At 52.8% G+C, this 4,753-nt stretch carries 7 protein-coding genes; all 7 read left to right on the top strand.

The window, feature by feature from the left end; all coding sequences use genetic code 11:
- Positions 1–19 precede the first annotated feature (19 nt).
- The 7 genes from FBQ85_26660 (at position 20) to FBQ85_26630 (ending at position 4,554) form a co-directional block, all read left to right on the top strand.
- Entirely contained in the window at positions 20–391 is a 372-nt protein-coding gene (locus FBQ85_26660) for a helix-turn-helix transcriptional regulator (protein MDL1878715.1), read from the top strand.
- 3 nt (positions 392–394) lie between these two features.
- On the top strand, positions 395–913 hold the full coding sequence (locus FBQ85_26655) for a hypothetical protein (GenBank protein ID MDL1878714.1): 519 nt from the start codon (positions 395–397) through the stop codon (positions 911–913).
- A 2-nt stretch (positions 914–915) separates the two neighbouring features.
- Entirely contained in the window at positions 916–1,476 is a 561-nt protein-coding gene (locus FBQ85_26650) for a (2Fe-2S)-binding protein (GenBank protein MDL1878713.1), read from the top strand.
- A 313-nt stretch (positions 1,477–1,789) separates the two neighbouring features.
- The gene (locus tag FBQ85_26645) at positions 1,790–2,098 is read left to right on the top strand and encodes a hypothetical protein (GenBank protein MDL1878712.1); all 309 of its coding nucleotides are present in this window, start codon (positions 1,790–1,792) and stop codon (positions 2,096–2,098) included.
- Positions 2,095–2,448, top strand: coding sequence for a hypothetical protein (locus FBQ85_26640; protein MDL1878711.1), 354 nt, complete (start codon positions 2,095–2,097; stop codon positions 2,446–2,448). The genes FBQ85_26645 and FBQ85_26640 overlap by 4 nt, the downstream gene beginning before the upstream one ends.
- A gap of 158 nt (positions 2,449–2,606) precedes the next feature.
- A complete protein-coding gene (locus FBQ85_26635) occupies positions 2,607–3,404 on the top strand; it encodes a YceI family protein (protein ID MDL1878710.1) in 798 nt (265 codons plus the stop codon).
- Between the two features lie 136 nt (positions 3,405–3,540).
- Positions 3,541–4,554, top strand: a complete 1,014-nt coding sequence (locus FBQ85_26630; protein MDL1878709.1) for a formylglycine-generating enzyme family protein — start codon at positions 3,541–3,543, stop codon at positions 4,552–4,554.
- The last annotated feature ends 199 nt before the right edge of the window (positions 4,555–4,753 follow it).

The following is a 4,753-nucleotide window of genomic DNA, read 5'->3' as shown; positions in this document are numbered from 1 at the left end:
CGTCGAAGGCAAGCTCTGCATCGGCCCGAATTTTTCCAAAGCCGAGTTTGCCCTGATCAAGCGCAACCTCGCCAGCCAAAAAGGCTTGGCGACTTTGGCCGATCTGTTGGCAGTGGCCGGCAACAGCCAGCGCTTGAAAATTCTGTATCTGTTGCACGCTCACCATGAGATGTGCGTGTGCGATCTGGCCGAAGTGCTCGAACTGACGGACTCCGCGGTCTCGCAGCACTTGCGCAAGCTCAAGGATAGAAATCTGGTTAAAACTCGCCGCGACGGACAAACCATCTTTTATTCTCTGGTTTCGAATATTTTTATCACCAACTTGCAAGACATGTTCGGGCTGGATGAAACCCAAGAGCAACATGCCTTTGCTTTGAATGAGAGGAAATAAATCATGCAAAAAACCATCTTATCTTCCGCCGGCAGCCTCAGCGCTTTTGCCGCCTTTGAAAAGTATCGTCCGTATTTCATCGGACTCACTGCCGTCCTGCTCGGCGCGGCGTTTTGTTTCACCTATCGCAAACGCGAAGTAAAATGCGAAGACGGCTCGTGCAAAATCGCAGACGCCGGCAAGTGGAACAAGATCGGCGTGTGGAGTGCAACCATTATTGCTGCGCTTGCCGTATCGTACCCCTATCTCGCCGCCAAGCCTTCGGCCACGGCCAATGCTGCCTTTGCGCCCAAAGCGACGGTGGTTTTGAAGGTCAAAGGCATGACCTGCGCCGCCTGCGCTTCCCATATTCAAATTGCGCTCTCGAAAGTCAAAGGCGTTCATCGCACCAGTGTGGAATATGAAACCGGAAAAGGCGTGGTCGAATACGATCCCGCGCTGGTGCAGCCCGAGGCTTTGATCAAGCGCGTTGACGAGACGGGTTACAAGGCGGCGATTGCACATAAGAACAATGGAGAATGAAAATGAATTCCTGTTGCACGCAACCCATCGATGTGATAGTGGCCGACCAACATCACGGTGAAAGCTGCTGTCTCGTTGAAGAGAAAACACCCGCGCCCGCAAAAGCGGCATGTCCTGTATCCGGAACGCTTTCGCGCAAAGTGCAGCGCCGAACGATGGAACATTTGCTGAAGCTGGAAAAAATTGATGCCATTCAAAAGGTGCAATATTACTTCTGTAAGGAACCAGCTTGCAACGTGGTTTATTTCTCCAATGAGAACGTGCCCTTCTTTGCAATCGGTGACGTGGCCGTGAAAGTGTTTGTCAAGGATCGGGGCGCTGAGGCTCCGGTTTGCTATTGCTTCGATTGGACACGCGCTCACATCAAACAGCAGATCAGTAAAACCGGCAAATCCACCGCCGCGTTGGAAATCGCGAGAGAGATCAAAGCCGGTAACTGCGCGTGTGACATCAAAAATCCCAAAGGCGAATGCTGCTTGGGCGACGTCAATGCGTTCGTCAAGGAAGTTTTGCCTATGAAAAAAGAGAAGACCAAACGCCCAGAGGAGGTGAAACCCAAATGAAACAAAAGCTGACGTTCATTCTGGGCATACTCGCACTGGCTTTGAGCGCTTTTGCCTTTTCAGGAGACTCACACCCCCAGCGCAATGATTGCCCGTTGCGGGGAACGCCGGTTTGCCCGGCGTATCCGGCGTGTTGTAACAAATAACGGCGGTCGATTCAAAACTCAAAGGCTTGGAACACCATCCGAGCCTTTTTATTTCCGAAATTCCCCACACTTTCCCGCCAACTGTCGCCTTCCCGACACTTTTTAGCCTCCCCGATTTTGTTACAGATGTTGAGTTCAATAGAAACGGCCAATTTTGATCGAAGGCAATGAAAAATGATAAAACGATGTCTCAAATCAATATCCAAGTTCTCGTCACCAATGAGTGCCGCGCCTGTGTCAAGGTTCTTCAAATTATTCATCAAATGCGGAATACCGTGCCCGGCCTCGGCATCGAGATTTTCAATCTGGATGAGCGCGCCGGCATTCCCGAAGAACTGCGTGCGGTGATCGTGCCGGCAACTTACGTGAATAAGCAGCTCTTCGCTTATGGTGAATTTGAGCCATTGGCACTCATGAACGTCGTGCGGCGTTTCATTAAAATTTTACCCTCAAACCACAAAGGAGAACATCCATGAACAGAGTCGCAATTTTAGTTTTAGCGGACTCCGCTTCCCACGAAGGGCTGGGACGTGTTGCCAATGCTTTGGAGGCCGCCAAAGAATTTAAAGAGGCTAAAGACGACGTCCGCGTGATCTTCGAAGGAGCCGGTACGACGTGGCTTCCGAAGCTTGCGCAACCCGATCATAAAGCCCATGCTTTGTATCACGCGACAAGAGGTGTGCTCCAGGCTTGCAGTTATTGTGCTTCAGCCTTTGGCGTGAAAGAACAAATCCAAAAACTGGAAGTGCCGCTGCTCAGCGAATATGACGGTCACCCCAGCATCAGGAATTTGGTGGCTCAAGGCTATCACGTGATCACATACTGAACGAACGAAAACCATGGAAACGCTCAAACGACGTACTCCCGGCGAAAAGACGAGAAACCTCATTCTGCCGGCTCTTGAGGGCGGCATGTTCAACTTGAGTATTCGTTAAAATTCAAATCAATCTACTTTTCATCAAATCATTTTTAAAGGAGTGTCAAATGAAGTTCCGCAGTTTCATCCTATTCTCAGTGTTGGTGCTGATATCTTTGGCCAACGCGCAGACGAAAAATCCCTGCAACCCTTGCAGCAAGGCCTTGCAGGGCAGTGTGTTTCAGTTCAACGATAAAATGGGCCGCAACACCGTGACCTTCAAAAGCCAGGCGCCGTTGGAGGACATCATCGGCACCACGAATCAAGTCAGCGGGCACGTCGCTTTCGATCCGCAGCACCCGGAAAAAGGCGGCCACGGCGAGTTCACGATCTCAGTGGCGAGTTTGAACACCGGCATTCCATTGCGCGACGAGCATTTGCGCAGCGCGGATTGGCTCGACGCCAACGCTCATCCCAACGTCAAGCTCGAAATCAAAGAGACGAAAAATTTCAAGCCGGTCAAAGTCACCAATGAATCGGCGACCTATGACGCTACGCTGGTGGCGGACTTCACGCTACGCGGCAAAACCAAACGGCTGGAGATTCCCGGGCGCCTCACGTATTTGAAAGAGAATGCGGTGACCAAAACCAAACTCCCCGGCAATTTGCTGGCAGCGCGTGCGAGCTTCGACGTCAAGTTGAGCGACTTCGGCGTGAGCGGCCCCAAAGGCATGGGCCTCATCGGCACGAAAGTCGGCGAGACGATTTCAGTTGAGACCAGTTTGGTCGGCACTTCTGCAGCCGGCGCAATGGCGGCCAATCCCTGCAATCCTTGCGGCGGCAAAGCGATGAATCCGTGCAATCCCTGCGGCGGCAAAGCAAAGAATCCCTGCAACCCGTGCGCGGGCAAGAAGAAAAAGCCGTGAAGCGGCTGAGTTTGGAAAAAATTGGCCCCCCTGGTACCTCCTTCACCCAACCAAAACGTGCGGAGAGAAGTTGCGTGCCACTCTCTCCGCGCTAATTTGATTATCGTCTTGTGCACGAAGTAAGGATGGTTTGAAAATGCAAAAGCGAATGTTATTCATATTGACCAGCATTGCCGCGTTGGCCGTGGTTGTGTCGGCGACGGCGATGCTTGCCGGAAAATCTCACGGCGCGCGCCGTGTTCCCGCGGGCATGGCAATCATACCAGGCGGCGTTTTCAACATGGGCATGGCCGGATCAAATGCCGACGAAGCGCCGGTGCACGCGGTCAAGCTCGCGCCGTTTCTCTTGGATCGTTATGAAGTCACCAATCGCCAATTCGCCGCGTTTATCGAAGCGACGGATTACGTGACGCAAGCCGAACGTGATGGCTATGCGTGGGGCTATCTCAAAGGCACCGGCGATTTTCAAGCCGTTGCCGGCGCAAGCTGGCGGCATCCGGAAGGGCCGGCGTCTTCCATCGATGATCGTATGGATCATCCCGTGGTGTGCGTGAGTTGGGAAGATGCCGCGGCTTATGCAAAATGGGCGGGCAAGCGCTTGCCCACGGAAGCGGAATGGGAATATGCCGCGCGCGGCGGCAGCACGCAACATTTCAAAGCGGCGTTCAATGAAACAAACACGCCCGCGGTGAACGCGCACCATGAGCATGCGACGATGAAAGCCGCACATGATTTATCGCCCTCGGCAAAAAGTCATCGTCTCGACTCCGAGCAACATGCGAGCGCGGCGAACTACCATTTGGTGGAAGCGAATTTTTGGCAAGGAACCTGGCCGACCGACAATCAATTGTTAGACGGCTTTTATTATACCGCGCCGGTCGGCCGTTTCACGCCCAATGATTTTGGAGTATACGACGTGCTCGGCAACGTTTGGGAGTGGACGGCTGACTGGTATGCGGCGGATTATTATCAGCACTCACCGGCGAAGAATCCCACCGGCGCGGCGAGCGGTGAGAATCGCGTGGCGCGCGGCGGCAGTTGGTTTTGCAGCCCGAATTATTGCGGCGCCTACAACACCAGCTTTCGCGGCGCCAGCCCGCCGAATCATACGTTCAACAATGTCGGCTTTCGCTGCGCGGCTGATCTTTAGTTTCTTTAAAGTCGAGCCGTTGCAAAAAGCAAAGATTGTCCAAACGGATAGATAAAGCCCAGCGGATCAACCTTCTCATCTTTCATCAGTTGGCCTTCATCTATCCGTTGGTGAAATGTTTTTTAGTTCCGGCATGTCCGGGTTGTGAAAATAGATCATGACGAAGCAAACAAAAATCATTCTCGTTTTAGCCGCGCTG

It is taken from the genome of Cytophagia bacterium CHB2 (assembly GCA_030263535.1).
In the GTDB taxonomy this organism is placed as follows: Bacteria; Zhuqueibacterota; Zhuqueibacteria; order Zhuqueibacterales; family Zhuqueibacteraceae; genus Coneutiohabitans.
Note: the sequence above shows the minus strand (reverse complement) of the source record. Positions and strands in the feature narration are given on the sequence as shown.

Bases quoted from the DNA above. Each gene is read 5' to 3' on its own strand.
- FBQ85_26655 (MDL1878714.1), top strand. From the start codon at position 395: ATGCAAAAAACCATCTTATCTTCCGCCGGCAGCCTCAGCGCTTTTGCC.
- FBQ85_26650 (MDL1878713.1), top strand. From the start codon at position 916: ATGAATTCCTGTTGCACGCAACCCATCGATGTGATAGTGGCCGACCAA.
- FBQ85_26645 (MDL1878712.1), top strand. From the start codon at position 1,790: ATGAAAAATGATAAAACGATGTCTCAAATCAATATCCAAGTTCTCGTC.
- FBQ85_26640 (MDL1878711.1), top strand. From the start codon at position 2,095: ATGAACAGAGTCGCAATTTTAGTTTTAGCGGACTCCGCTTCCCACGAA.
- FBQ85_26635 (MDL1878710.1), top strand. From the start codon at position 2,607: ATGAAGTTCCGCAGTTTCATCCTATTCTCAGTGTTGGTGCTGATATCT.
- FBQ85_26630 (MDL1878709.1), top strand. From the start codon at position 3,541: ATGCAAAAGCGAATGTTATTCATATTGACCAGCATTGCCGCGTTGGCC.